25 protein-coding genes are annotated in these 26519 nt (G+C 70.0%); 10 read left to right on the plus strand and 15 right to left on the minus strand.

What is annotated here, in order from left to right; all coding sequences use genetic code 11:
* Positions 1-31 precede the first annotated feature (31 nt).
* From ACO2Q0_RS16770 to ACO2Q0_RS16780, 3 genes are all read right to left on the minus strand, one after another.
* On the minus strand, positions 32-3136 hold the full coding sequence (locus ACO2Q0_RS16770) for a TonB-dependent receptor plug domain-containing protein (protein WP_423352665.1): 3105 nt from the start codon (positions 3134-3136) through the stop codon (positions 32-34).
* A gap of 232 nt (positions 3137-3368) precedes the next feature.
* On the minus strand, positions 3369-4367 hold the full coding sequence (locus ACO2Q0_RS16775) for an NAD(P)H-dependent flavin oxidoreductase (RefSeq protein ID WP_423352666.1): 999 nt from the start codon (positions 4365-4367) through the stop codon (positions 3369-3371).
* 78 nt (positions 4368-4445) lie between these two features.
* The gene (locus ACO2Q0_RS16780; protein WP_423352667.1) at positions 4446-5408 is read right to left on the minus strand and encodes an acetyl-CoA carboxylase carboxyltransferase subunit alpha; all 963 of its coding nucleotides are present in this window, start codon (positions 5406-5408) and stop codon (positions 4446-4448) included.
* A 104-nt stretch (positions 5409-5512) separates the two neighbouring features.
* Here ACO2Q0_RS16780 and ACO2Q0_RS16785 point away from each other — a divergent pair, with 104 nt between their 5' ends.
* Both ACO2Q0_RS16785 and ACO2Q0_RS16790 read left to right on the plus strand, forming a co-directional pair.
* Complete coding sequence (locus ACO2Q0_RS16785) at positions 5513-6175, plus strand: DUF6766 family protein (RefSeq protein WP_423352668.1); 663 nt, start codon at positions 5513-5515, stop codon at positions 6173-6175.
* A gap of 174 nt (positions 6176-6349) precedes the next feature.
* A complete protein-coding gene (locus ACO2Q0_RS16790) occupies positions 6350-7114 on the plus strand; it encodes a glycine zipper 2TM domain-containing protein (RefSeq protein WP_423352669.1) in 765 nt (254 codons plus the stop codon).
* 50 nt (positions 7115-7164) lie between these two features.
* Here the strand turns inward: ACO2Q0_RS16790 and ACO2Q0_RS16795 are convergent, their stop codons facing one another.
* On the minus strand, positions 7165-8076 hold the full coding sequence (locus ACO2Q0_RS16795; protein WP_423352670.1) for a site-specific tyrosine recombinase XerD: 912 nt from the start codon (positions 8074-8076) through the stop codon (positions 7165-7167).
* Positions 8073-9266, minus strand: a complete 1194-nt coding sequence (locus ACO2Q0_RS16800; RefSeq protein WP_423352671.1) for a hypothetical protein — start codon at positions 9264-9266, stop codon at positions 8073-8075. The genes ACO2Q0_RS16795 and ACO2Q0_RS16800 overlap by 4 nt, the downstream gene beginning before the upstream one ends.
* A 51-nt stretch (positions 9267-9317) precedes the next feature.
* On the opposite strand from ACO2Q0_RS16800, the gene ACO2Q0_RS16805 reads away from it, so the two are divergent.
* The 4 genes from ACO2Q0_RS16805 to ACO2Q0_RS16820 all read left to right on the plus strand — a co-directional run bounded on the left by ACO2Q0_RS16805 (position 9318) and on the right by ACO2Q0_RS16820 (position 12853).
* Entirely contained in the window at positions 9318-9881 is a 564-nt protein-coding gene (locus tag ACO2Q0_RS16805) for a shikimate kinase (protein ID WP_423352672.1), read from the plus strand.
* Positions 9878-10990, plus strand: coding sequence for a 3-dehydroquinate synthase (gene aroB, locus ACO2Q0_RS16810; RefSeq protein WP_423352673.1), 1113 nt, complete (start codon positions 9878-9880; stop codon positions 10988-10990). The genes ACO2Q0_RS16805 and aroB overlap by 4 nt, the downstream gene beginning before the upstream one ends.
* Positions 10987-12276, plus strand: a complete 1290-nt coding sequence (locus ACO2Q0_RS16815) for an HlyC/CorC family transporter (RefSeq protein WP_423352674.1) — start codon at positions 10987-10989, stop codon at positions 12274-12276. Before aroB ends, ACO2Q0_RS16815 begins: the two co-directional genes overlap by 4 nt.
* A 202-nt stretch (positions 12277-12478) precedes the next feature.
* On the plus strand, positions 12479-12853 hold the full coding sequence (locus ACO2Q0_RS16820; protein ID WP_423352846.1) for a response regulator: 375 nt from the start codon (positions 12479-12481) through the stop codon (positions 12851-12853).
* A 147-nt stretch (positions 12854-13000) separates the two neighbouring features.
* Here the strand turns inward: ACO2Q0_RS16820 and ACO2Q0_RS16825 are convergent, their stop codons facing one another.
* The 4 genes from ACO2Q0_RS16825 to ACO2Q0_RS16840 form a co-directional block, all read right to left on the minus strand.
* The gene (locus ACO2Q0_RS16825) at positions 13001-15265 is read right to left on the minus strand and encodes a molybdopterin cofactor-binding domain-containing protein (protein ID WP_423352675.1); all 2265 of its coding nucleotides are present in this window, start codon (positions 15263-15265) and stop codon (positions 13001-13003) included.
* Positions 15262-16209, minus strand: coding sequence for an FAD binding domain-containing protein (locus ACO2Q0_RS16830; RefSeq protein ID WP_423352676.1), 948 nt, complete (start codon positions 16207-16209; stop codon positions 15262-15264). Before ACO2Q0_RS16830 ends, ACO2Q0_RS16825 begins: the two co-directional genes overlap by 4 nt.
* On the minus strand, positions 16206-16703 hold the full coding sequence (locus ACO2Q0_RS16835) for a 2Fe-2S iron-sulfur cluster-binding protein (RefSeq protein ID WP_423352677.1): 498 nt from the start codon (positions 16701-16703) through the stop codon (positions 16206-16208). Before ACO2Q0_RS16835 ends, ACO2Q0_RS16830 begins: the two co-directional genes overlap by 4 nt.
* Positions 16704-16765: 62 nt before the next feature.
* Positions 16766-17038: a BolA family protein gene (locus tag ACO2Q0_RS16840; protein ID WP_423352678.1), complete on the minus strand. Its 273-nt coding sequence runs from the start codon at positions 17036-17038 to the stop codon at positions 16766-16768.
* Positions 17039-17090: 52 nt separating this feature from the next.
* Between ACO2Q0_RS16840 and ACO2Q0_RS16845 the strand changes: the two genes are divergently transcribed.
* Complete coding sequence (locus tag ACO2Q0_RS16845) at positions 17091-17747, plus strand: J domain-containing protein (RefSeq protein WP_423352679.1); 657 nt, start codon at positions 17091-17093, stop codon at positions 17745-17747.
* On the opposite strand, the gene ACO2Q0_RS16850 is transcribed toward ACO2Q0_RS16845, so the two are convergent.
* The 3 genes from ACO2Q0_RS16850 to ACO2Q0_RS16860 are packed head-to-tail and all read right to left on the minus strand — an operon-like array spanning position 17744 to position 19383.
* Positions 17744-18502, minus strand: coding sequence for a sulfite exporter TauE/SafE family protein (locus ACO2Q0_RS16850; protein ID WP_423352847.1), 759 nt, complete (start codon positions 18500-18502; stop codon positions 17744-17746). The genes ACO2Q0_RS16845 and ACO2Q0_RS16850 overlap by 4 nt on opposite strands.
* A gap of 18 nt (positions 18503-18520) precedes the next feature.
* Positions 18521-19054 (minus strand): rhodanese family protein, encoded by a 534-nt coding sequence (locus ACO2Q0_RS16855; RefSeq protein WP_423352680.1) that lies wholly within the window; start codon positions 19052-19054, stop codon positions 18521-18523.
* Complete coding sequence (locus tag ACO2Q0_RS16860) at positions 19051-19383, minus strand: ArsR/SmtB family transcription factor (RefSeq protein WP_423352681.1); 333 nt, start codon at positions 19381-19383, stop codon at positions 19051-19053. Before ACO2Q0_RS16860 ends, ACO2Q0_RS16855 begins: the two co-directional genes overlap by 4 nt.
* 71 nt (positions 19384-19454) lie before the next feature.
* On the opposite strand from ACO2Q0_RS16860, the gene ACO2Q0_RS16865 reads away from it, so the two are divergent.
* On the plus strand, positions 19455-20315 hold the full coding sequence (locus tag ACO2Q0_RS16865; protein ID WP_423352682.1) for an MBL fold metallo-hydrolase: 861 nt from the start codon (positions 19455-19457) through the stop codon (positions 20313-20315).
* Positions 20316-20355: 40 nt separating this feature from the next.
* Here the strand turns inward: ACO2Q0_RS16865 and ACO2Q0_RS16870 are convergent, their stop codons facing one another.
* Both ACO2Q0_RS16870 and ACO2Q0_RS16875 read right to left on the minus strand, forming a co-directional pair.
* A complete protein-coding gene (locus tag ACO2Q0_RS16870; protein WP_423352683.1) occupies positions 20356-21855 on the minus strand; it encodes a globin-coupled sensor protein in 1500 nt (499 codons plus the stop codon).
* A gap of 107 nt (positions 21856-21962) precedes the next feature.
* Positions 21963-23159, minus strand: coding sequence for a pyridoxal phosphate-dependent aminotransferase (locus ACO2Q0_RS16875; RefSeq protein ID WP_423352684.1), 1197 nt, complete (start codon positions 23157-23159; stop codon positions 21963-21965).
* Between the two features lie 93 nt (positions 23160-23252).
* Between ACO2Q0_RS16875 and ACO2Q0_RS16880 the strand changes: the two genes are divergently transcribed.
* Complete coding sequence (locus ACO2Q0_RS16880) at positions 23253-24515, plus strand: MFS transporter (protein WP_423352685.1); 1263 nt, start codon at positions 23253-23255, stop codon at positions 24513-24515.
* Here ACO2Q0_RS16880 and ACO2Q0_RS16885 read toward each other — a convergent pair.
* On the minus strand, positions 24512-25384 hold the full coding sequence (locus tag ACO2Q0_RS16885) for a TauD/TfdA dioxygenase family protein (RefSeq protein WP_423352686.1): 873 nt from the start codon (positions 25382-25384) through the stop codon (positions 24512-24514). The genes ACO2Q0_RS16880 and ACO2Q0_RS16885 overlap by 4 nt on opposite strands.
* A gap of 91 nt (positions 25385-25475) precedes the next feature.
* Between ACO2Q0_RS16885 and cobS the strand changes: the two genes are divergently transcribed.
* Positions 25476-26477 carry a cobaltochelatase subunit CobS gene (gene cobS, locus ACO2Q0_RS16890; protein ID WP_423352687.1) on the plus strand — a complete coding sequence of 334 codons (1002 nt, stop codon included), beginning with the start codon at positions 25476-25478 and terminating at the stop codon, positions 26475-26477.
* Positions 26478-26519 lie beyond the last annotated feature (42 nt).

Consider the following 26519-nt stretch of genomic DNA (forward strand, 5'->3'; position numbering starts at 1 on the left):
GCCCTCAACACTCCTCGGGTCGTCCTGGACCTTAGAACGCCTTCTTCAGGTTCACGAAGGCGCGGCGGCCGACGACGTCGTACTGCGAGGTCAGGCGCAGGTTCGAGAAGCGGCTCGCGCCGCTGGTCGAGATGAACGGCGGCTCTTCGTTGAAGAGGTTGTTGATGCCGAAGGTGATCTCGAGGTCGTTGTCGAAGGTCCGGCGCACCGACACGTCATGCTGGGCGTGGAACTCGATGTGGCGCTTCACGTAGCCACCACCCGGCTGATCCCGGTAGGTGATGATGTCCGTGCCGTAGCCGCTGATCGCGTCGTCCACGTCAGACGTCTTGCCGAACATCTGGGTGGCCCAGGCGAAGGTCCACTTGTCGTTCAGGTCCCACACCAGGCTGACGTTGCCCGCGAAGTCCGGATAGCCGGTGAAGCCGTTGTTCTTCTCCGGATCGGTCTCCTCGGTCAGCTGGGTGTACCACTCGAGCACCCAGGTGAACTGGCCGGCGAAGGTCAGGCGGCCGAGGTCGCGCGGCAGCTCGTGCCGGTAGTTGATGTTCAGGTCGAGCGAGTGGTTCCACTGCTTCGACACGTTCAGGTAGGCGTCGTTGACCGTCAGCACTTCACCGAAGGTCGGCGAGCTCGCATCGAGGTTCCGCGTGATCAGCGAGCAGTAGGGATCGTTCGGGAAGTTCGGGGAGTCGTAGCACTCCTCGAGGATGTTCACCGATCCGAACCGCTGCACCTGGTCGTTGATCTCGATCTCCGAGTAGTCGAGCGAGACGTTCAGGGCCGCCCACTCCGGCGAGTAGACGACGCCGATCGACCAGGAGTCGGACTTCTCGGCCTTCAGATAGCCTTGGCCGCCTTGCGCGAAGATCGTGTACGAGCCCGCGCCGCCGAAGGTGGAGTTCGGCGTGATGCCCTGCGCGGCGCAGTTCGCCCGCTGGCGCTCGGTGACCGCCGGGTCCGAACCGAACTGGTAGCAGGGGTCGGTGTTCTGGGCCTGGAAGCTGGTCGAGGCGCCCAGGTACAGCTCGTACAGCGCCGGCGCGCGGAAGTTCGTGCCGGTGGAGCCACGGAGGGCCACTTCCGGCGTGATGTTCCAGGTGCCGTTGATGCGGTACGTCTCGCTGGTGCCGTAGCTCTTGTAGTCGGACACGCGGCCCGAGAGGTTCAGCTCCGCCCGGTGCGCGAACGGCAGGTCGCGGAGCAGCGGGATGTTCAATTCCCCGAAGACTTCCTTGACGGTGTCGTTACCCTTGGTCGCGCCGGCGGCCGCCGCGCCGGAGTAGTTGCTGTTGCGCGAGTTGTAGCCCGGCAGATCGTCGATCGACTCCTTGCGGATGTGGAAGCCGACGGCCACGCCGAGCGGGCCGGCCGGCAGGTCGAACAGGTCGCCCGACAGCGTGCCTTCCACGTACTTGTGCACGTAGGTGGTCTCGCCCGTCTCATAGCCGTTGAGGAAGGCGTACTCTTCCGGCGTCAGGATGCTCGCGCCGACGGTCGAGGTCTTGAACAGGTTGACGTTCGTCGGGCAGGTCGCGTTCGGCTGGTTGGCCGAGATCGTGACGAGCGCCTGGTTGCAGATCTGCGGGCCGACGACGGCGTTCAGGCGGTCCAGGTAGAAGAAGTCCTGACCGTAGGTGCCTTCCGAGCGCGAGTACTGGCCGTAGAGGTCCCAGGTCCACTCGCCGATGTAGGGCACGCTTGCCGGCAGTTCGCCCTTCAGCCCCAGCACGCCGCGATAATAGTCGACGTCCTGGTCGCGCGTGACCGGCAGCACGAAGATCGGCGCGGCGCTCGATGCCGCGCGGGGGCCGTAGGGGCCGTTGTTGTAGGCCGGGTTGTTCGCGACGTTGAACGGGTTGTTCGGGTTGGCGGCCGAAATCGTCGGACCGACCTGCCGGATGCTGCGCTGCTCAGACTTGCGGTTGCTGTAGAGCAGCTCGGTGTAGGCCTGGACGCTGTCGGTCAGGTCATAGCCGCCGCTGACGAACAGGGTCTTGCGCTCGACCGGCGAACGCGCGTGGCGGTAGCCCTGGATGGCGCTGTCCGTCGGCTGGATCGCCTGGTTGGCGCGGGCGAAGGCCAGGCGGGCGGCGGAGCAGTTGGCGTCGACGTTGGCCGGCACGTTCTGACCGGCGCAGGCCGGGATCAGGGCCGCGTAGATCGGCTGGACGCCCGCGACGTTCGGGTTGATGTCGCCGTTCAGAGCCGTGACGGTGGCGTTCACGCGCCGGAAGCCGTTCAGGTCGAACCCATTGGCCACTGCCGTCGGGTCGGAAATGTACCGGTTCGAGCCGACGACGTAGATGCCCGTCAGCGTGTTCAGGCACTTGAAGTCACCCGTCGCCGGATCGCGCAGATCGAGGCGCTCGCGCGTCTCGGGGCTCGACACATAGTCGACCGGGCATTCGAGGTAGCTGCGGTCTTTGAAGCGGAGACCTTCGTTCTTGTAGAACTCGCCCGCCACCTGCAGGTGGCCGCGGTCGAACTTGAAGCCCTTGCTCACGCTGGCGCGGTACTCCTCACCGCCGGACTTCTGCGGCACGGAGCCGAACAGTTCGAACTTCCAGCGATCGTCCTCCTCTTCGGTGAAGAAGTTGACCACGCCGGCCACGGCGTCCGAGCCGTAGACCGCCGAGGCGCCGCCCGAGAGGATCTCGATCCGGTCGACCAGCGACGAGGGGATGGTGTTCAGGTCGAACGGGCCGACGGTGCCGCCGACGCCGGCGGGCCCCGCCCGGCGGCCGTTGATCAGCGCGAGCGTGCGCTGGGCGCCCAGCCCGCGCAGCGAAATGGTGTTGGCGCCGCCGCCGCCGGTGGTGACGAAGCCGGTGAAGTTGTCGTTGATCTGCTGGGCGGTCGCGCCCACCGGCAGGGTCTGGAGAACCTGGGCGGTGTTGACCGCGCCCCGCAGTTCCGCGGCGTCCGTCGTCAGGATGGTCACCGGCTGGGCCGAGTTGAACTCGGTGCGGCGGATCCGCGAGCCGGTGACGGTGATCTCTTCCACCGCGACGTCCGACGGCGCGGCCGTGGCGGACGGGTTGTTCGTCGTTTGAGCCGCGGCGGGCGCGGCGAGGCCCAGCACAGCGGCGCTGATCAGAGCGCTCGAACCGAGCAGCACATTCCTGGTGTTCACGTAGATGCCCCTAGAACTAGTTATCGGGGCACTAGGCGAGGTGCGGTCGCAGGTGGTCAACGCACCTCGACCGAACCTTTACGGCTAAGCTTCTAGTTGTGGCGTCAGTGTGACAGGAACGTCACAGCGACATGACGTCAAAGGGGCAAAATCTGCCTCTTCTCACGCCGTTCCCGGACCGCGGTTCCCGGATTGCATCCAACAAGCGACTCCACCCGCCGGTCGGCGGCGATCAGGCGGGCTGCATCGAACGCTGGGTTACAACCCCGGCGAGCCGTCCGGTGATGATCTCCTCGGCCTCGCGCACCATGCGCGAGATCAGCTCGGCGCAGGTCGGGATGTCATGGATCAGGCCCTGGACCTGGCCCGCCGACCAGATGCCGTAGTCGGGATCGCCCTGCTCGTAGACGACCCGCCCGCGGGCGCCGGCCACAAGGTCCTTCACGTCCTCGAACGTGGCGCCCCCGCGGCGTTCGATGGCCACGACCTCGTCCGAGACGGCGTTCTTCGCCACCCGTGCGGTGTTGTGCATCGTGCGGAAGATCAGGTTGGTCTGGCGCTCGTCATTAGCGACGATCTGCTCCTTCACCTTCTGGTGGATCGGGCTCTCGACCGTGCACATGAAGCGGGTGCCCATGTTGACGCCGTCGGCGCCCAGGGCCAGCGCCGCCACCAGGCCGCGGGCGTCGCCGAAACCGCCCGAAGCGATCATCGGGATCTTCACCTTGTCGGCGGCGGCGGGGATCAGGATCAGGCCGCCCACGTCGTCCTCGCCCGGATGGCCGGCGCACTCCAGGCCGTCGATGGAGATGGCGTCGACGCCCATGCGCTCGGCCGACAGCGCGTGGCGGACCGCGGTGCACTTATGGATCACCTTGATCCCGTGCTCCTTGAAGTGGTCGACGTGCTCCTGGGGCTTGTAGCCCGCCGTCTCGACGATCTTCACGCCGCCGTCGATGATCGCCTGCCGGTACTCGGCATAGGGCGGAGGCGTGATGGCCGGCAGGATCGTCAGGTTCACGCCGAACGGCTTGTCCGTCAGCTTGCGGCAGCGGTCGATCTCGCGACGCAGGTCGTCAGGCGTCGGCTGGGTCAGGGCGGTGATGAAGCCCAGGCCGCCGGCGTTGGCCACGGCCGCGACCAGCTCGGCGCGGCCGACCCACTGCATCCCGCCCTGCACGATGGGATGCTCGATCCCGAACGTCTCGGTGAACCGCGTCTTCAGCGCCATGGGAACCGCCTTCCAAACATCTGTTTGGCCGACACTGAAGCGCCGGACGCGACGTCAGGCAACCGGCTTGTCCGCCCGCTACTGCAGCCCGCTGCGGCCGATGGCGTAGAAGCGCTCGGCGCGCTGGCTCTTCAGGGTCGCGGCGTCGAGCTGGGACATGGCCTTCAGCTCGTCTTCGACGGCGTCGCCGACCGCCCGCATCGCGGCTTCGGGATCGGAATGGGCGCCGCCCGCCGGCTCCGGGATGATGCGATCGACGATCTTCATCCGCTCCAGATCCTGGGCGGTGATCTTCATGGCCTTGGCCGCCTCGCCCGCCGTGCGCGCGCCGCGCCACAGGATCGAATTGGCCCCTTCGGGCGCGATCACCGAATAGATGGCGTGTTCCAGGATCAGCACCTTGCTGCACGCTGCGATGGCGATCGCCCCGCCCGACCCGCCCTCGCCGGTGATCACCGCCACATTGGGCGTCTCCAGCATCAGGCACTTCTCGGTGGATCGGGCGATCGCCTCGGCGACCCCGCGCTCCTCGGACGCCACACCCGGGTAGGCGCCGGCGGTGTCGACGAAGCTGATCACCGGCAGGTTGAAGCGCTCGGCCAGTTCCATCAGCCGGATCGCCTTGCGATAGCCCTCGGGCCGGGCGTAGCCGAAGTTGTGCTTCACCCGGCCCACGGTGTCGCGCCCCTTCTCGTGGCCCATCACCACCACCGGCATCCCGCGGAACCGGCCGAGGCCGCCCATCACCGCCTGGTCGTCGGCGAACGCGCGGTCGCCGCGCAGCTCCTGGAAGTCCTCGATCAGCGCGCCGACATAGTCGACGAAGTGCGGGCGCTCGGGATGGCGCGCCACCTGGGTCTTCTGCCAGGCGTCGAGGTTGGCGTAGGCCTCGCGGCGCATCTCCTGGGCCCGGGCCCGCAGCGCCTCGATCTCTTCGTCCAGCGATCCCGCCGCGGCGGTCTCCGACAGCCGCGAGAGTTCCTCGATCTTGGCCTCGAGGTCGGCGATCGGACGCTCGAATTCGAGATAGTGCGCGGCCATGCGGGAAGGGCTTCCTCAAGTCGTCCAGAGGCGGCGGAAACTAGGCGCGAACCGCCCACCTAACAAGCCGGGAACCGGGGCCGTGGTTGCAGGCTTCAGCAGCCATGAAGACGTTCCTCCGCGACAACGGCCTGACGCTGGCGTTGCTTACGCTGTTCCTGATCAGCCTGGTCGGCCAGATGTTGTCCGGCCTGGGCGTCGAGAACCAGGAGCGGTTCGAGCACCAGATGCCGCTCATCGGCCTCGCCCAGTTCCTGCACTCCGCCCAGTTCCTCTCCGCGCTGTTCGAGAACTGGGAGAGCGAGTTCCTGCAAATGTGGACCTATGTCACGCTGACGGCCTTCCTGTTCCAGCGCGGGTCGCCGGAATCCAAGGACCCCGACAAGCCCGCGCCGCAGGATCGCGACCCCGCGCTCGACGCCGACCAGCCCGACGCCCCGTGGCCGGTGAAGGCCGGCGGCTTCGTGCGGGCGCTCTACGGCCAGTCGCTGGGCCTGGCCTTGGCGGTCCTCTTCCTCATCTCGTTCACCCTGCATTTCACCCACAGCGCCCAGCTCGCGGCCGAGGAGGCGCAGATGCACGGACAGCCCCCGCCCGGTCTGCTCGAACACCTGCACAGTCCGCAGTTCTGGTTCGAGAGCTTCCAGAACTGGCAGAGCGAGTTCCTCTCGACCGCCGTACTGGTCGTGCTGGCCATCGTGCTGCGCCAGAGGGGTTCGCCCGAAAGCAAGCCGGTGGCGGCCCCCAACGCGCAGACCGGAACCTGATACCGGGTGCAACCGGGTTATCGCCTGATCGTTTGAAGGCCCGAGGTCGAGCCAGACCTGCATCCGTTTCGGGGGGCCGGAGGCAGACCGGCGCGTCTTCGTCGCAGGCGCGGCTGCCCTGACACAGCACCCGCGCCCCGAGGAGAGCTTGAGGAGAAACGGAGCGACTTGGCTATGAACAAGATCACGAAGATCGGGATGGCTTCGGTGCTGGCGCTTGCCACCGCGGCCCCCGCCTACGCCCAATACTATCGTCCGACCGACGACTACCAGCGCGCCCAGCGCGAATACGAGGCGCAGCGCGAGCAGTACCAGGACAGCCGCGAGGCCTATCGCGAGGCCCGTCAGGACTATCGCGCCGCCCGCGCCGACTACGATCGCCGCCTGGCGGACTGGGAGCGCGCCCGCGCCCGCTACGACGCCCGCTACGGCTACGGCTCGTACGAGCGCCGCTATGCGCGCCCGGTGTGGGACGAAGCCTACTGGAACCGCAGCGGCCCCTATGCGGGCCGTAGCGCCCCCTACGCCGGCTATTACGGCTCGAACGCCTCGACGAACGTCCGCTGCAACAACAACTCGACCGTGACGGCCGGGGTGCTGGGCGCGATCGTCGGCGGCGTGCTGGGGTCGAACGTGGCCGCCCGCAACGCCCGCACCGAAGGCGCCGTCCTGGGCGCCCTGGTGGGCGGCGGCCTCGGCGCCGCCGTCGGCAACGCCAACGACAAGTACAAGTGCGACAGCCGCGGCCCGTACTTCACGTACAACGACACGGTGCCCTATCGGGAAAGCCGCTCGTGGCGCTACGGCTCCTACGACCAGAGCTACTACACGCGCCAGCGCTGTCGCCTGGCCCCGGCGCCGGTCGACACCTACGGCAACGACTACCGCTATGTCCGCGTCTGCCCGGACGGCGACGGCCGCTACCGCATCACCGGCTAGGCCGAACCTCGCCTGACTTCGAAGGGCCGCCCGCCAGGGCGGCTCTTCTTCTATTTGCGGCCCAGCGGGTGCTTGCTGCGGACGACCTCGGTGAGCCGATCCTGGGCGACGTGGGTGTAGATCTGGGTGGTGGCCACGTCGGCATGGCCCAGCAGCTTCTGCACGACCCTGAGGTCCGCGCCGCCCTCCAGCAGATGGGTGGCGAAGGCGTGCCGCAGCACGTGCGGGCTCACCCGGGCCGGATCGATGCCCGCGTCGGCCGCGGCCTCGTCCAGCAACTGGGCGAAGCGGCGAGGCGTGAGGCGTCCGCCCTTGCCGCGCGAGGGGAACAGCCACGGATTGGCCTTGTCGCCTTTCGGCAGGAACGTGGGGCGCGCGTCCAGATAGGCCTTCACCGCCAACCGGGCCGCCTCGTTGAGCGGCGCCAGCCGCTCCTTGCCGCCCTTGCCCCTGACGATCAGGTATGCGGGATCCCGTGCGAGGGCGGCCAAGCTGAGGCCGGTGAGCTCCGAGATGCGCAGGCCCGAGGCGTAGGCCAGCTCCACCATGCAGGCCAGCCGGAGGCCCTGAGCCCCGTCACGGGCGGACGCCGCGGCGATCAGCCGATCCATCTCCGCGCGGGTGAGCACCTTGGGCAGCTTCCGCCCCTGCTTCGGCGCCTCCACGCGGCGCGAAGGGTCGTCGTCGCGCCAGCCCTCGCCCAGCACGAAGCGATAGAACTGCCGCACCGCCGCCCGGCGGCGGGCGGCCGTCGCGGCGGACAGGCCGCGCGCGCCGAGGTCCTGGAAATAGGCTTCCACGTCCTCGGCCGCGGCCTGGGACAGGTCGCGCCCGCGCGCCGCCAGGAACTCGGACGCGTCGGCGAGATCGCGATGATAGGCCGTGAGCGTGTTCTTCGCCGCGGCGCGCTCGACGGCCATCATCTCGAGGAAGGCCTCGGCCCAGGCGGCGCCCCTGCTCATTTCAGTCCGGCGAGCCCCTCGGCGGCGAAGGCGTTCGCCTCGTCGGCCAGACCGACGAGCCGCAGCGCCTGCACGATCTGGATCCGGTCGCCGAGAGCGACGCCGCCGGCGCCCGCCTCGGCCGCGGTCCACAGGGCGAGCAAGGCCGTCTCGCCCGAGGCCTTGGCCGCCACGGCCCGGGAGAGCGCCAGGGTCCGCCCCGCCGGAGCCTTGCCGGCCGGAACCGAGAACCCAGCCAGGTCGCCGTTTTCGCTGACGCCCAGGTCGGGAGACAGGGCCGCCATCAGCAGGGCCGCGCCTTCGTACCGCGCCCGCTCCTTGCCCTGGGCAGACCCAGCGCCATGGATCAGCGCCATCGTCCAGGGCGTGGGGCCCGGAGCCTGGTCGGCGGCCGCCATGAAGCCGTGGGCGCTGGGGTCCGGTTCCGGGGCCGTCCAGGTGGGTTCGGCCGGCGCCATCGCCGCCGCGACAGCCGGCGCGGGTTTCGACGACGCGACATCGAGGCCGAGGTTGCGGGACAGCGCGTAGTCCAGCCCGTTGCGCAGCGAGGCCGCGCCCGGGGCCGCGCCCGCGAGCTTCGCCGCCATCAGCCGGCCGTAGATGGCGTCCCGCGCCTGGGTCTGGGCGAGGTCGAAGGTGAGTTGTGCGGCCGCCTTTTCGCCCGCCAGAACCTGGCAGTAGGCCCGCAGGCGCAGCCAGTAGGTCTGTCCCCGGCCCTCGCCCAACCGCTCGGCGATGGCGCAGGCCCGGGCGTCGTCGCCGGCGAGCAAGGCGCTCTCGGCGGCGGCCTGCGAGAGTTCGGCGCTGCGTTCCAGGCCGGGCGCGCGGGCCAGGATGGCCGCGGCGGCCTGTGGGTCGCCGAGCGCGATCAGGGCATTGGCGCGCTGGCCGATCATGGCCGGGTCGTCGCCGACGCCGGCCGGCCCGGCCGCCCCCGTGGCCAGCACCCGTCGGGCGAGCTGGGCGGCGGCGGGCGACAGCGGCTTGGTCGCGAGCAGCGGCAGGACCTTGGCCAAGGTCGCCGCCGAGGCCCCCTGCCAGAGGTTCGTCGGAAGGCCCGTGTCCCGACCCGCGGTCGAAAAGGCGTCGGGGGCCGCGAGCGGGGCCACTTCCACGGGTTGGGCCTGGGCCGGTGTGGCCAGCGTCAGGGCGAGGGCGAGCGATGCGGAGAGGAGAGGCGAACGCGACATGGAGAGAGCCTACATGGCGGCTCGGATTGGCGCGAGGCCGCGCGCTCGTGTATGGCTCCGCCGTTCATGGACCGCTACGAACCGCTCCGCCGCCGCACCATCGCCCTCGTGGGCCTGATGGGCGCCGGCAAGTCCAGCGTGGGCCGCCGCCTCGCGAGCGCGCTCGGCCTGCCGTTCCGCGACGCCGACTCCGAGGTGGAGGCCGCGGCCGGTCGCTCCATCTCGGACATCTTTGCGGACCTGGGCGAGGCCGCCTTCCGCGACGGGGAGCGGCGGGTGATCTCGCGGCTGCTCGACCAACCGCCCCACGTGCTGGCCACCGGCGGCGGGGCGTTCATGAACGCCGAGACCCGCGGCCTCATCAAGTCGAAAGCCGTATCCGTCTGGCTGAAGACCGACCTCGAGACCCTCGCCCGTCGTGTGGGGCGCAAGGACACCCGCCCGCTGCTCGCCGGCAAGGACCCGCTGGAGGTTCTGAAGGCCCAGGCTGAGGTCCGCTATCCGGTCTATGCCGAGGCCGACATCACGGTGGAGACGGGCGATGTCGCCCACCATGTGACCGTCGAACAGATCATCCGGGCGCTTTTGGACGACCTGCAGGAGCCCGCCCAGTGACCCGACGCATTCCGGTCGGCCTTGGCGACCGCGCCTATGAGGTCCTCGTGGGCGACGGCCTGTTGGACGCCGCCGGCGAGCATATCCGCCCGTTCCTGAAGCGCGGCCGCACAGCGGTGGTCAGCGACGAGACGGTGTGGGCCCTGCACGGCAAGCGCCTGTCCGCCGCCCTGGCGAGAGCCGGGATCGAGGCGCATCCGGTGATCGTGCCCCCCGGCGAACAGACCAAGAGCTTCGAGGGCCTGGCCGACGTGTCCGACCGCCTGCTGGCGCTGGAGCTGGATCGCGGCGACCTGGTGACGGCCTTCGGCGGCGGCGTGGTGGGCGACCTCGCGGGCTTCGCGGCCGCGATCTACAAGCGCGGCATCGACTTCGTGCAGATCCCGACCACCCTGCTGGCGCAGGTCGACAGCTCGGTCGGCGGCAAGACGGCCATCGACACGCCGCGCGGCAAGAACCTGGTCGGCGCCTTCCACCAGCCGAAGCTGGTGCTGGCCGACCTCTCGGTGCTTACCACCCTGCCCGAACGGGAGATGCGCGCGGGCTACGCCGAGGTGATCAAGTACGGCCTGCTGGGCGACCGCGACTTCTTCGAATGGCTGGAGGCCAACGCGGCGGCGGTCCTGGCGCGCGAGCCTTCGGCCCTCACCCACGCCGTCGCGCGTTCCGTCGAAATGAAGGCCGAGATCGTGGCCGAGGACGAGCGTGAGCAGGGCCGCCGCGCCCTGCTGAACCTGGGGCACACCTTCGCGCATGCGCTGGAGGCCGAGACCGGCTATGGCGCGGCCCTTCTGCACGGCGAGGCCGTGGGCGTCGGCATGGCGCTGGCCTTCCGCTTCTCCAGCCAGCAGGGGCTGTGCAGCGGCCAGGACGCCGAGCGCGGCGTCCGCGGCGTGGCCGACGCCGGTCTGCCCGTCCGGATGGACGACGTGCCGGGCCACCCCTTCGACGCCGACCGGCTCGTGTCGCACATGGCGCAGGACAAGAAGGCCGAGGGCGGCCGCCTGACCTTCATCCTGGCCCGTGCGCTGGGCGAGGCCTTCGTGGCCAAGGACGTGGACGCCGCGGCCGTGCGGCGCTTCCTGGTCGCCGAAGGAGCCCGCGCGTGATCTGGGCCATTCTCGCGGCGCTCGCGCCGACGCTGATCCTGCTCCTGACGATGTCGGGACTGATCTCGGCCGCCGAGACCTCGATGACCGCCGCCAGCCGCGGTCGCATGCACCAGCTCGAGCGCGAGGGCGACGGCGCGGCGCGACGGGTCAACCGGCTGATCGGCAACCAGGAGACGATGATCGGGGCGATCCTGCTCTCGAACAACGTCATCAACATCTTCGCCTCGGTGGTCACCACCCAGGTGCTGGGCGCCGCCTTCCCCGGCTGGTTGGGCGCCGCCATCGCGACGGCGGTGATGACCGTGCTGGTGGTGATCTTCTCGGAGATCCTGCCCAAGACCATCGCCATCGCCCGGGCCGACGACACCGCTCGCGCGCTGTCCATCCCGACCACCTGGGTGGTGCGCGTGTTCGGCCCGCTCGCCGACGGCGCCCAGTGGATCGTCCGCCAGACGCTGAAGCCCTTCGGCATCAAGCTGGACGCCGGCGCCGACGTGCTCGCCGCCCATGAGGAGATACGCGGGGCGGTGGAGTACCACCACTCCGAAGGCCTGGTGGAGACCGGCGACCGCTGGATGCTGGGCGGGGTGCTCGACCTGGCCGAGATGGACGTGGCCGAGGTGATGGTCCACCGCCGCTCCATCGTGATGATCGACGGCGACATGGCCTCCCGCGAGATCCTCGCCGAGGCGCTGGACTGCGGCCACACCCGCATCCCGATCTATCGCGAGGAACCCGAGAACGTCGTCGGCGTCCTGCACGTGAAGGACCTGCTGCAGGCGATCGCCAAGGCGGACGGCGACATCGACGCCATCCAGGTGAGCCAGATCCTGCGCACGCCGTGGTTCATCCCCGAAACGACCAGCCTGAAGGACCAGCTCGCCGCCTTCCTGAAGCGGCAGAACCACTTCGCCCTGGTGGTGGACGAATACGGCGCCCTCGAAGGGCTCGTGACGCTCGAGGACATCCTCGAGGAGATCGTCGGCGAAATCGAAGACGAGCACGACGTGGTCGCGCCCGGCGTCAAGCCGCAGGCCGACGGCTGGGTGTCCGTGGAGGGCTCGGTAACGATCCGCGACCTCAACCGCGCCCTGAACTGGCAGCTGCCCGACGACGAGGCGGTGACCGTCGCGGGTCTGCTGATCCACGAGTGCCAGCGCATCCCCGAGGTCGACGAGACCTTCGCCTTCCACCGCCACCGTTTCCGCGTCGCCGAACGTCGCGGCAACCAGCTCACCCTGCTCGTCATCTCGCCGCCCGAGCCGCTGGACGACCAGGACTGAACGTCCGCAGGGAACCCACGGCAGAGCTTGCCGTTTCCGTTTCTTGTGCGCGGTTGAGGGGTTTTCGGGTGTGGGCTTTGGCGAGGGCTCCGGACAATGCTCCGGAAGGCCGTTCAGGCGCTGTTCAATCGCGCCGGCATGTGCTTAGCGGAATGACACGACACACAGGCGCCCCGGGGCAGGAGCCGCAAGTATGACCGATATGCCGAGCCTGGAGGGCCTCAAGGTCCTCGTGGTCGAGGACGAGATGATGGTCTCGATGCTGATCGAGGACATGTTGGCGGACCTGGGCTGCACAGTGGTGGGTCCGGCCTCGCGCCTGGACGAGGCCATCGATCTCGCCCGCGCCGCCGATCTGGATTGCGCCGTCCTGGACGTGAACCTGGGCGGACAGCCGATCTTCCCGCTCGCCGATCTGCTGCGCGAGCGCGGCGCGCCCTTTGCCTTCGCCACCGGCTATGGCGACGCCGGCCTGCGCGACGCCGACCGGGGCACCCCCGTGTTGCAGAAGCCGTTCCGCGAGGGCGACCTGGCGCGCGTGCTGGGCGAGCTGCGGCAGGCGGCGGCCCGCGCCTAGAGGTAATCCAGCGCGCGGATCGCCAGGTCCTGGACCAGGAAGGTCACGGACCCGGCCAGCGCCATGATGGAAAGCAGCAGCTTCACGTCCCGTCTCCGACTCGTGCGTCGGAGATAGGAACGAGCTTGGCCGTTCGCCAGCCCGCCCCTAGAACCCGTTGCGGATCAGCCCCGGCAGCAGCTTGTCCGGGGTGATCGGATAGTCCCGCACCCGCACGCCGCAGGCGTTGTAGATGGCGTTGGCCACGGCCGCGCCGGCGCCGGAGTTGCCCAGCTCGCCCACGCCCTTGATGCCCAGCGGGTTGGCCTTGTCGTCCACCTCGTCGAGCATGACGGCGTCCAGCTCGCCCATGTCGGCCTGCACGGGGACGACGTACTGCGCCAGGTCCTGATTGATCAGCGACCCGTAGCGCACATCGACCGCATTGCCCTCGTGGATCGCCGAGGCCACGCCCCAGATCATCCCGCCGGTGAGCTGGCTCCTGGCGGTCTTGGCGTTGACGATGCGCCCAGCGGCGAAGACGCCCAGCATCCGCCGGACGCGGGTCTCGCCCGTCACCGGATCGACGCCGACCTCGCAGAAATGGGCGCCGTAGGTGTGCTGGCTCCAGTTCCGCGCATCGGCCGCCGGACGGATCTCTCCCTCCGCCGTGAGGCCTTGAGGCGCGGCGCGGCGCACGAGGTCGGCGATCGGCTCCGAGCGGTTCTCGATGGCGATCAGGCCGTCGTGGAAGCCGACCGCCTCCACGCCGCCCTGATGGAGGGGCGAGCCGGGATCGCCGACGGCCAGTTCGGCCAGCGCCTTCCGCAGGTTCATGCCCGCATCCAGGGCCGCCGAGCCGGCCGTGGCCGCGCCGAACTGGCCGCCCGAGCCCGGCGCCGGCGGCAGTTCGCTGTCGCCGATCTCGACGCGGACGTTCTCCAGCGGCACGCCCAGGGTCTCGGCGGCGATCTGGGCCAGCACCGTGTAGGTGCCGGTGCCGATGTCGGTCATGCCCTGGCGGACGGTGACGATCCCGTCGGCGTCGACAGAGACGCTGCACTTGGCGGGCAGCAGGAAGTTGCCGCGGATCGCCGCCGCCATTCCGAACCCGACCAGCCAGCGGCCGTCACGGACCTGGCCCGGCTTCGGGTTGCGCCGCTCCCAGCCGAACTGGGCCGCGCCCTCGCGCATGCAGCGCACGAGCTGGCGCATGGAGAACGGCTTGCCGGTCTCGGGGTCGACCTCCGGCTCGTTGCGGATGCGCAGTTCGATGGGATCAAGGCCGAGCTGTTCGGCCAGCTCGTCCATGGCGCACTCGAGGCCCAGCGTGCCGGAGGCCTCGCCCGGCGCCCGCATGGGGCCCGCGCCGGGCAGGTCCAGCTTCACCAGGCGGTGGCCGGTCAGGCGGTTGGGCGCCGCATAGAGGCTGCGGGCGAAGTTCGACGCGTGCTCGGTGAAACTGCCGTCGCGGTGGCAGTGGGTCCACGAGACGATCGACATGGCGTTCAGGCGGCCGTCGGCGTCGGCGCCCAGCCGCACCCGCTGCACCGTCGCCGGGCGGTGGATCGTGCCGTGCATCATCTGCCGGCGGGTGAAGGCGACCTTCACCGGCCGGCCCAGCTCGCGCGCCGCCAGCGCCGCCAGCGTCAGGTCGTCGTAGGTCTGGCCCTTCCCGCCGAAGCCGCCGCCGATGTAGCGGGTGAGCAGGCGCACGGCGTCGCGGTCGATGCCCAGCGTCTCGGCCAAGCCGTGCTGGGCGGGCTTCACCATCTGCACCGAGGTGTGAACCACGCAGGTCCCGCCCTCCCACCAGGCGGTGGTGGCGCAGGGCTCCATCTGGATGTGGTTCTGGATCGGGGTCGTCCAGGTTTCGTCCAGCTTCACCGGAGAGCTCTGGAAGCCGCCGTCGAAATCGCCGATCTCCACGTCCTGTTCGCCGGGCGGATCGGCGGCTTCCGGCAGCGCGGCCTGGAAGTCCGAGGCCTGGGGCTCCTCGGCATAGGTCAGACGCACGAGGTGCGCCGCGGCGCTCGCCTGCTCCAGCGTGTCGGCGACCACGAAGCCGACGACCTGCCCGAAGTGGGCGACGCGATCGTTCTCCAGGGCCGGCCGCGACGGCGCGGTGCTGCGCGGATGCAGGCGGGCGCCCTTCGGCGCCTGGGCCGGCGCGTTGAAGTGGGTCCAGACAAGCTGCACGCCCGGTTGAGCCCGGGCCTCGGCGATGTCCGCGGCGACGATCCGGCCGCGGGCGATCTCGGCTCCGATCATCACGCCGTAGGCGGCGAGCGCGGGCGGCTCCACCTCATAGGCGTAGGGCGCGGTCCCGGTGACCTTCAGCGGGCCCTCGTACCGGTCGACCGGCTTGCCGAAGACGCCGCCCTTCCCGTCCTTGATGGGGTTCGGCGCTTCCCAGTCGCGGACCGAGCTCATGCGGCGCCCCCGTTGGTTTCCGAGATCGTGGCGATGGCGAGCCGCGCCGTCAGCGTCACCTTGAAGTCGTTGCGGCCCGCCGTTGCGGCGTCCTTCAGCTCTTCCCCGATCGCTTCGGCCGGCGAGGCGCCGACCGTGAGCGCCGCTTCGGCCTGCAGCGCCCGCCAGGGCTTGTGGGCGACCATCCCCAGCGCGATCCGCTCGCCGGCGACGGCGACGCTGGCCAGGCCGCCGGCGTAGGAGGCGCGATCGCGGGCCTTGCGATACGCCTGCCCACCTTCCGGCGGCGGCGGCAGGATGACGGCGGTGATCAGCTCGCCAGCGATCAAGTGCGTTTCGACATGCGGCGTCTCGCCGGGCAGCCGATGCAGATCGGTCAGCGCGAACCGACGCGCCTCGCCCGACGGCGACAAGGTCTCGACCTCGGCGTCCAGCGCCGCCAGCGCCACGGCCATGTCGGACGGGTGGGTGGCGATACAGGCGTGGATCTGGCCGAGGATGGCGGCGTTGCGGTTCAGCCCCTCCAGGGCGCCGCAGCCCGAGGCGGGCTGGCGCTTATTGCAGGGCTTCGACGTGTCGTAGAAGTAGGCGCAGCGGGTTCGTTGCAGCAGGTTGCCCGCCACGCTCGCCTTGTTGCGCAGCTGCGGCGAGCCGCCGGCGACGATGGCCTGGACAAGCACCGGATACCGCCGCCGGACGTCCGCGTCGGCCGCCACCTGGCTGTTGGTGGCGCAGGCCCCGATCCGCAGGCCCCCATCGGCCGCCTCGATGCGGGAGAGCGGGAGGCGCGAGACGTCGATCAGGTGCGCCGGCCGCTCGATGTCGAGCTTCATCAGGTCGAGGAGGTTGGTGCCGCCGGCGATGAAGCGGGCGCCCGGCGTTTGGGCGGCGGCCTTCACGGCGGCCTCCGGCGAGGTCGCCCGCTCGTAGGTGAACGGCCTCATCCGGCCACCTCCTGGATGGCGGCGACGATCTGCGGATAGGCCGAGCAGCGGCAGATGTTGCCGCTCATCCGCTCGCGGAGTTCGTCGGGCGTGAGCGCCGGCGGCGCGGCCAGGTCCGCCGTCTCCTGGCTGGGCCAGCCGGCGGCCACCTCCTCCAGCATGGCCACGGCCGAGCAGATCTGGCCCGGCGTGCAGTAGCCGCACTGGAAGGCGTCGTGCTTCAGGAAGGCCTGCTGCATCGGATGCAGGTTGTCGGGCGCGCCCAGCCCTTCGATGCTGACCACCTGGTCGCCGTCATGCGCGACCGCCAGCGACAGGCAGGCGTTGATCCGCACGCCGTTCACCAGGACGGTGCAGGCGCCGCACTGGCCGTGGTCGCAGCCCTTCTTGGCGCCCGTCAGCCGCAGCGTCTCGCGCAGGTAGTCGAGCAGCGTCGTGCGGGGATCGAGGTCGTGCGTGCGCGCCTCGCCATTGACGGTGATGATGGTCCGCAAGCGCCGCCCCTCCTGGTCCTTCGGCTGCACGTCCCGGCAGCTCTTGCAGGACAGTGTGGCGCCTAACCCTCGCCCGGCGCCAGCGCCTTGACGGAGAGCGCGTGCACCGGCCCCGCCAGTTCCTCGGCCAGGGCGCGATAGACCATCCGCTGGCGCGCCACACGCGGCGTCCCCGCGAACGCGGCCGCTTCGATGGTGACGTTGAAATGGCTCTCGCCGCCCGGTCGCGCGCCGGCATGTCCGCTATGCCGGGCGGAGTCGTCCTCGACCTCGAGCCGGGTGGGCTCGAACGCGTCGGTCAGCTTGTTTCGGATGGCCTCGATTATGGCGCCCATCAGCCCGCTGTTCAATTCTTGAAGGGAAGTGTTTGGCCCCCATACTTGGCCCATGCCCGGCGCGTTTCAATACAGGCCCAAGTTCGTCGACATCCGCGTGCGTCCGCCCTCGAATGAGGAGGACAGACGCGGCGAGGATGTGCACGCCCTGAAGCCCGGGGAGCGGGCGTGCGACCATCCAGGCTGTCGCCAGGCGGCGACCGCGCGCGCGCCCAAGTCGCGCGAGATGCTGAACGAGCACTACTGGTTCTGTCAGCCGCATGCGGCCGAGTACAATCGCAACTGGAACTTCTTCGCCGGCCTCTCCGAGGACGAGATCCGCCGCCGGCAGGAAGACGAGCTGAAGACCGGGGGACGCCCCACCTGGGAGATGAAGGCCGGCCGCATGTCGCGCGAAGCCGCCTCGTTCACCCACAAGTTCCAGGCCAGCAAGGGCGGCTACAAGGACTACCACGAGCTGTTCGGCGGCCATGCCCGGCACGGCCGGGCGCCGGAGCCCGAAGGCCGTCATCTGGGCAAGATCGAGCGCAATGCGCTGGCCGACCTCGACCTCGACGAAGCCGCCGACAGCGCCAAGATCCGCACCCGCTACACCGAGCTGGTCCGCCGCCTGCACCCCGACGCCAACAACGGCGACCGCTCGGGCGAGCACAAGCTGCAGCGGGTGATCAAGGCCTACCAGGCGCTGCGCAAGGCCGGGATGGTCTAGCCGGCGAGCGCGCGCCAGGCGACATAGGCCGCCGTCGCGATCACCATCAGCGCGAAGAGCCGCCGGGCCGCCTCCGCGTGGGCGGCCAGCCGCCGCGCGGCGGGCACGCCGATCAAGGCTCCGGCCGCACCGCCCGCGACGAGGGCGGCGAAGACCGGCCAGTCCACCAGGCCCGAGGCGGCGTAGCTGGCGCTCGTCGCCGCGCCGAAGAGGGCCACCGACACGAGCGAAGAGGCCGCCGCGTGCGCGAGGGTCATGCCGGTCGCGGCCATCAGGCCGGGCACGATCAGGAAGCCGCCGCCGATCCCGAAGAATCCAGCGGCGAGGCCGGTCAGCAGTCCGACCGGCGCCAGGCGCGCGACCAGGCCGGGATTGAGCCGCACCGAAGGATCTCCCTCTCCGCGCCTCGGCAGCAGCATCGAGCCGCCCACCAGGGCCATGGCCAGGGCGAACCAGGCGAGCAGCGTCGCGCCGTCGACCTGTTTGGCCAGATGCGCGCCGGAGAGCGAGCCCACGAGCCCGGCGATGCCGAAGACGATCGCGCAGGGCCACTTCACGCGCCCGGCCCGCGCCTGGGCGGACAGGCCCATCAGGGCGTTCACCGAGACGGCCGCGGCGGAGGTGCCGATGGCGACATGCGGATCGCGTACGCCAACCAGATAGATCAGGAGCGGCGTGGCCAGGACGGAGCCGCCGCCGCCGAACATCGTCAGAAGCAGTCCGACGACCGCGCCGCTCAAGCCGGCCAGCAGCATCGGGAGCGTCTCAGGCACCTACGCGCTCCGCGGCCGGTTCCACGGCGCGATCGCCAGAAGGCGCGCCATGCCGCAGAAGCCGGTCGCGCCGGCGACGGTCAGCCCCGCGCCGACGAAGGCCGCCAGGGCAAAGAACCCGGGGTGGACCATCAGGCCCAGCGCCACGCCCAGCAGCACCAGCGATCCGGCCGCGATCTGCACCTGGCGCATGATCTCGAGCGGCGCCTTGCGATCCTCCGCCACGGGCAGGCCGGCCTGAGCCCAGGCGTCGACGCCGCCTTCCAACACATAGGCCGGCCCATCCACCCGAGCGGCCAAGCGCTCGCAGTTGGCCGCGGTCCGCATCCCGGTGCGGCACGTGAAGATCACGTCCTGGCCCGCCTCGATCTTGAGGCGTGCGGCTTCGAACGCCGACAGCGGGCGCGGCAATGCGCCCTTCACGTGCCGTCGCGCGAACTCGTCGGGTTCGCGGATGTCGACCAGGACAGCGCGCCCGGCCTTCAGCCGCGCGGCGACATCCTGGGGTTTGAGGGGGACCAGTGCAGCGGTCATGGCTTCGCCTTCATCTCGGGAGGACAGAAGATCTCGGCCAGCGTCGCCACCACCTTGATCGCGGCGGGGTCTTCGATCCGGTACCAGATGGTCTGGCCGTCCCGGCGCGTCGCCACGACGCCCTCCTCGCGCAGCACCGCCAGGTGCTGCGAGAGCGCCGATTGCGACAGCCCGACGAGCGGCTGCAGTTCGCCGACCGAGCGTTCCCGGTCGACCAACTGGCACAGGATCATCAGACGCCGCTCGTTGCCGAGCGCACGCAGGAGCTTGGCGGCCTCTGCGGCGCTCTCCTCGAAGCGGGTAATGTCGAAGCGCGTGAGATCGAACATGCCGCCTATGTATTAGGTATTGCTAATTTAGCAAGTACTCATATATCGGATGGCGAATTGGAGGCTCCGTCATGCACCCCACCGTTCAGACCTTCTTCGACCCGGCCACCTTCACCGCCACGCACCTGGTGTGGGATCCGCAGTCGCGCGTCGCCGCCGTGATCGACCCGGTCCTCGATTTCGACCCCAAGGCCGGCAGGCTCTCGACGACATCCGCCGACCGGCTGCTGGCGTCCGCACGGGAGCTCGAGCTGGACCTGGCCTATGTCCTCGAGACCCACGCCCATGCCGACCATCTCTCGGCCGCCGACTACATCCGCAAGGCCACGGGCGCGAAGGTGGTCATCGGCGGGCATATCCGGGAGGTGCAGAAGACCTTCATTCCGCTGTTCGAGGCCGACGACGTCGCGGCCGACGGCCGGGTGTTCGACGTGCTCATCGACGAGGGCGACACCCTACCCTTGGGCGCTCTGACCGTGTCGGTCCTGCACACGCCCGGGCACACCCCCGCCTGCGTCACCTACAGGATCGGCGATGCGGCCTTCGTCGGCGACACGCTGTTCATGCCCGACTACGGGACTGCGCGGGCCGACTTCCCTGGCGGGGACGCTGCGACCCTCTACCGATCGATCCGGAAGATCCTGGCGCTGCCGCCGGAAACCCGCGTCTTCGTGGGCCACGACTACCTGCCTGCGGGTCGCGGCGAGTTCAGGTGGGAGACCACCGTCGCCGAGGAGCGCGCCCGGAACGTGCATGTCCATGACGGCGTCGGCGAGGCGGAGTTCGTCGCCATGCGCGAGGCCCGCGATGCGACGCTCTCGGCCCCGACGCTGATCCTGCCGTCGCTGCAGGTGAACATCCGCGCGGGCGCCCTTCCGCCCCCGACCGACCGCGGACACGTTTACCTGAAGCTGCCGGTCACCGTCGGCTGAGCCGGAGCCGGCCGCCCCAAGGCCGCGGTCCTGGGGGCGATCAGGCGGCCGCCGCCAAGCCCCGCGCCTGGGCGTCGACGCCGCGACTGACGATGAACCCGCTCATCCGCTCGGCCAGCCCATCCGCCTGTACGGCCAGCGACTGGGTCGCGGCGCTGGTCTCCTCCACCATGGCCGCGTTCTGCTGGGTGATCTGATCCAGTTGCCCGACCGCGACGTTGACCTCGCCGAGGCCGCGGGCCTGCTCCTGCGCCGAAGCCGCCGCCTCGCCGACCACGCTGTCGATCGAGCCGATCCTCTGGACGATAGCGGTCAGCGCCTCGCCGGTACGGCCGACCAGTTGCACGCCGGTCTGCACCTGGCGGGTCGAAGCGCCGATCAGGGCCTCGATCTCCTTGGCGGCCTCGGCCGAACGTTGCGCCAGGGCCCGCACCTCGGAAGCCACCACCGCGAAGCCCTTGCCGGCCTCGCCGGCCCGCGCCGCCTCGACCCCCGCGTTGAGGGCCAGCAGGTTCGTCTGGAAGGCGATCTCGTCGATCACCCCGATGATCTCGGAAATGCGCCGCGACGAGCCCGAGATCTCGTCCATCGCATGCCCGGCCTGCCGCACGATCTCGGCCGAGGCGTCGGCTTCGGACTTGGCGACGGCCACCGAGCGGGTGGCGGCCTGAGCGCCCTCCGCGCTGCGGGTCACGGCCACGGTGATCTGCTCCAGGGCCGCGGCGATCTCCTCGAGGTTCGCCGCCTGTTGCTCGGTGCGGCGGGACAGATGGTCGGCGGCGGCGCCGATCTGCTCCACGCCGTCCGTCACCTCGGCCGAGGCTGCGGACGCGGCGCCGACGGCGCCCTCCAGCGTGGCCATGGCGGTGTTGAAGTCGCTCTTCAGCGTCTCGAACTCGGGCGCGACCTCGAGGTCCATGCGCGCGCGCAGATCGCCGGCCGAGACACGGGCCAGGGCGGCCGCCAGGGCGCTCACCATCTCGGACTGACGCCGTTCGCTTTCCTGGCGCAGGCCCTCCAGCCGCTGGCGCTCGGCCTCCAGGCTCTCGAGGTAGATCGAGATGGCGAAGTCCATGTCCAGCATGACCGCCTTCACCAGAGCGCCGATGGCGGCCGAGGTTTCCTCCGCCCCGCTCGCGCCCGAGAAGAGGCCGCGTTTGCCCCAGCGTTCGGTGATGAGGTCCTTCAGCAGGCGCTCCAGGATCAGCGCATAGCCCGCGATGTACCAGCGCGGCTCCAGGCCGATACGGGCGTGGGTTTCGCCGATGGTCCGCACGCCCTTCACGTAGGCGTCGTCGAACGTCGCCTCTCCGATCAGGCCCCAATGACCGCCCTGCCGGCCCTGAGCCATGGCGATATGGCTCTCGTCCTTGAAGAACCTGCGCACCGAAGGGGTCGTGCGCACCCGGCCGTAAAATCCCTCCAGGGCGGGCGTGATACGGGCCTCGATGAAAGGTTTCAGTCCAGCCAGCGCCTTCCGCGCGTCGGCGTCCATACCGATGAAGTCGAGCCGTTCGCGGATGGCGTATGCGTCAGCCATAGGTTTCCCCCTACTTGTCGCCGCAAGAGGGGGCCGCCACGGTTAACCACACCTTGCCGCGGCCGTCGGATGCCTGCGACCGTTCGCCGCTCCGAAAGGGCAGGATATCAATCGGTTGGCGCGCGCAGCTTGCCGGCCGCGGCGTCCAGGTCGTCCACGGACCTGACGTGGCGGCCGCCGCGGCGGGCGGCGAACCAGGGGACCATCCGGCGGATCGCTTCCTCGATCTCGGGCGTGGAGACGGCGAAGCTCATGCGGATGAAGTGGCGACCCTCGACGGGGTCGAAGTCGATGCCGGGCGCGGTGGCGACGCCGGTGTCCAGCAGGAGCTGCTTGCAGAAGGCCAGGCTGTCGTCGGTGAGCGCGCCCACGTCGGCCCAGATGTAGAAGGCGCCGTCGGGCGGGGCAATCTCGTCCAGGCCGAGGTCCGGCAACGCCGCCAGCAGCAGCTCGCGGTTGCGCCGGTAGGTGGCGACGTGGCCCTCCAGCTCGTCGCGGCAGTCCATGGCCACGAGGCCGGCATGCTGCGCGAGCGCCGGGGCGGTCAGGAACAGCGCGCCCATGTAGGCCACCGCCCGCGACGCCTCCGCCTTCGGCACGACCAGCCAGCCCAGCCGCCAGCCGGCCATGCTGAAGTACTTGGAGAAGCTGTTCACGACGATGGCCGTGGGCTCGAACTCCAGCATTGAGCGGGTCGGCTCGGCGTAGCTGAGCCCGTGGTAGATCTCGTCCGAGACGATGCGGATGCCGCGCTCGCGGCAGACCTTCGCGATAGCCTCCAGCTCGTCGCCCGGAATGACGGTGCCGGTCGGGTTGGCGGGGCTGGCGAGGATCACCCCCGCCGGCGCGGGCTCGATGGCCGCGAGCTGTTCGGCGGTGAGCTGGAAGCGCGTCTCGTGCCCGCAGGCGATCTCCAGCGGCGTCATGCGCAGCGCACGGACGGTGTTGCGATAGGCGACGTATCCCGGCCGCGCCATGGCGATCACGTCGCCCGGCTTGAAGGTGGCCGACAGCGCCAGCACCAGGGCCGGCGAGGCGCCGCAGGTCAGCGTGATCTGGCTGGGCTCGACGCCCACGCCATAGGTCTCGGCGTAGTGGCGGCAGATGCGGGCCTTCAGCGGCGCGCTCTCCCAGTAGCCCATGGCCTCCTCGTCGAGGATGGCGTGCGCCCGCTCGATGGCGGCCTTGGGCGCGCCGGTGGAGGGCTGGCCGAACTCCATGTGGATGATGGAGCGGCCCTCGGCCTTCAGCTTCTGGGCAAGGCCTGAGATGGAGATCGCGTAGAAGGGCTCGACGTCGCTCATGACGCTTGGCTAGCCAAAAACGGCGCGCCGCGCCATGCGGCTTGACCTCCAGCCTTCCGGGCGCGAAGCGGGGCGCATCAGGGGGAGACAAGCGTGACGGCCACCAACTCGACGCGCCGCGTCCTCACCGCCAGCCTGGTCGGCACGGCGGTCGAGTTCTACGACTTCTACATCTATGCGACGGCGGCCTCGCTGGTGTTCCCGCACCTGTTCTTCCCGCAGGCCTCCCCGTCCGCCCAGCTCATGAGCAGCTACGCGACGTTCGCGGTGGCGTTCTTCGCCCGGCCGGTGGGCGCGGCCTTCTTCGGCCATTTCGGCGACCGCATCGGGCGCAAGTCGACGCTGGTCGCCTCGCTGCTGACCATGGGCCTCTCGACCCTGCTGATCGCCTTCCTGCCGAGCTACGCCGTCGCCGGCTGGATCGCGCCGGCGCTGCTGTGCCTGTTGCGCTTTGGCCAGGGCTTCGGGCTCGGCGGCGAATGGGGCGGCGCAGCGCTGCTGGCGGTGGAGAACGCCCCGCCCGGCTGGCGGGCGCGCTTCGGCATGTTCCCGCAGCTCGGCGCGCCCGTGGGCTTCATCGCCGCCAACGGCCTGTTCCTGATCCTCGGCCTCGTGCTCAGCGCCGAGGACTTCCGCGCCTGGGGCTGGCGGCTGCCGTTCCTGTTCAGCGCCGTGCTGGTGATCCTCGGCCTCTGGATCCGCCTGAAGCTGACCGAAACCCCGGCGTTCCGGAAGGCGCTGGCCGAGGCGCCGCCCGCGCACGTCCCGATGGCCGAGGTGATCAAGCGGCATCCGGGCGCACTGATCGGCGGCACCTTCGCCGTCGTGGCCTGCTTCGCCATCTTCTACCTCGCGACGGCGTTCGCGCTGGGCTACGGCACCTCCACCCTCGCCTACAGCCGCGAGACCTTCTTAGGCGTCCAGCTCGGCGCGATCCTGTTCCTGGCGCTGGGCATCGCGCTCGCCGGCTGGTGGTCCGACAAGGCCAATCCGCGCCGGGTGCTGATCGCCGGCTGCCTCGGCACGCTGGCCGTGGGCGCGTCGATGGGCGCGATGATGGGCTCGGGCTCTCTCACCCTGATCTGGCTGTGGCTGTCGCTCGCCCTTCTGGCCATGGGCTTCGTGTACGGCCCGCTCGGCGCCTACCTGCCCAGCCTCTTCCCGCCGCGCGTGCGCTACTCGGGCGCGTCCATCGCCTTCAACGTCGGCGGCATCATCGGCGGCGGCCTCGCCCCCATGGCCGCCCAGGCCCTGGCCGACCGCGGCGGCCTCGCGCCGGTGGGGCTCTACCTCGTGGCGGCGGCGGTGCTGAGCCTGGCGGGGTTGGTCCTCACGAAGCCTAAGCACGAGGACTAGACCGGCCGCTCCCCCGCCACCGTCGTCCGGTGCATGACCCGCAGGTGGCCGTCGTAGCCGCCTTCGGCGAAGTGGGCGGTGCAGCGGTTGTCCCACATCAGAACCATGCCAGCGCGCCACCTGTGGCGATAGACGAACGCGTCCTGGGTCATGTGCTTGAACAGGAAGCCCAGCAGCGCCTGGCTTTCCTCCACCGTCAGGCCTTCCACGCCCGTCGTATAGACCGGTGAGACGTACAGCGCCCTCCGGCCGGTCACGGGATGAGTGCGGACCAGCGGGTGCGTCAGGCTCCTGTCGGCGTCGGGCGAGACGATGATCTCCATCGTCCGCTTCTCGGTCTCGCGGGCGAAGACGCCCCTGGTCCCGTAGGCCCGGGTGGCGGAGTGGACCGCGCGCAGGCCCTCCAGCATCCGCTGCATGGTCGGCGACAGCGCCTCCCACGCCCGCGCGGCGTCGCAGAACAGGGTGTCGCCGCCCACCGGCGGGACGACCTCCGAGCGCAGGATGGTCGCCGCCGGCGGCTCGGGCTGGAAGCTCCAGTCCGAGTGCCAGCCGGCGCCGAAGTTGGTGGCCTTCTCGTCGGGCTCGCGGCGCAGCTCCAGCACGTTGGGATGGCCGGGCATCGGCTTGATGAACGGATCCTCGCCGAACGGTCCGATCTGCTGGGTGAAGGCCTCGAGCTCGTCCAGGGTCAGCGGCTGGTCGGGGAAGGCCACGACCGCGTGCCTGGCCCAGGCGGCCTTCACCTCGGCCAGCGCCTCGGGGGCCAGAGGCCGCGCGAGGTCGACCCCGGTGATCTCGGCGCCGAAGCCCGAAGGCTCGGGCCTGACGGAAATGATGCGGTAGTCCCGCGCGGCTTCGGCCAGCATGACGACCTCCCGGCGCGCCTCAGGCTTACGGGCGCGCTCGCCCTACAAACACCCGTTTGCTTCCGCTCGGGCAAGCGAGTAATCGGCTGCCATGGCCGCTTTCGACACCACCGAAGACAAGCTGATCTCCCTCGTCCCGGACAAGACGGTGAACGCCCGCGAGACGTTCGGCGTCGACTTCGACATGCAGGTCCCGGCGTTCTCCGAGCGCGACCCGCACGTCCCCGACCTCGATGAGGCGTATCGCTTCGATCCGGAAACCACGCGCGCGATCCTCGCCGGCTTCGCGTTCGACCGCCGCGTGATGGTCCAGGGCTATCACGGCACCGGCAAGTCGACCCACATCGAGCAGGTGGCCGCCCGCCTCAACTGGCCGCTGATCCGGGTGAACCTGGACAGCCACGTCAGCCGGATCGACCTGGTCGGCAAGGACGCCATCGTCCTGAAGGAAGGCAAGCAGGTCACCGAGTTCCGCGAAGGCATCCTGCCCTGGGCCATCCAGCGGCCGATCGCGCTGGTCTTCGACGAGTACGACGCGGGCCGCCCGGACGTGATGTTCGTGATCCAGCGCGTGCTGGAAGCGCAGGGCAAGCTGACCCTGCTCGACCAGAACCGCGTCATCCGCCCGAACCCGCACTTCCGGCTGTTCTCGACGACCAACACCATTGGTCTCGGCGACACGACGGGCCTCTACCACGGCACGCAGCAGATCAACCAAGGCCAGATGGACCGCTGGTCGATCGTCACCACGCTCAACTACCTGAGCCACGACGTGGAAGCCGCCATCGTGCTGGCCAAGGCGCCGGCCTACGACAATGCCGAGGGCAAGCGGACCATCGCCGCCATGGTCCGGGTGGCCGACATGACGCGGAACGCCTTCATGAACGGCGACATCTCCACGGTCATGAGCCCGCGGACGGTTATAACCTGGGCCCAGAACGCCGAGATCTTCGGCGGCGACATCGGCCTCGCCTTCCGCATGACCTTCCTGAACAAGTGCGACGAGCTGGAGCGCGGCACCGTCGCCGAGTTCTACCAGCGCGCCTTCGGCCAGGACCTGCCGGAAAGCACCGCCCGGGTGCGGGTGGCTTAGGTACATCATCGACCGAACGCATCGCTGGCTTGCGCTAGGACT

The organism is Phenylobacterium sp. VNQ135 (assembly GCF_049445735.1).
Taxonomy (GTDB): Bacteria; Pseudomonadota; Alphaproteobacteria; order Caulobacterales; family Caulobacteraceae; genus Phenylobacterium.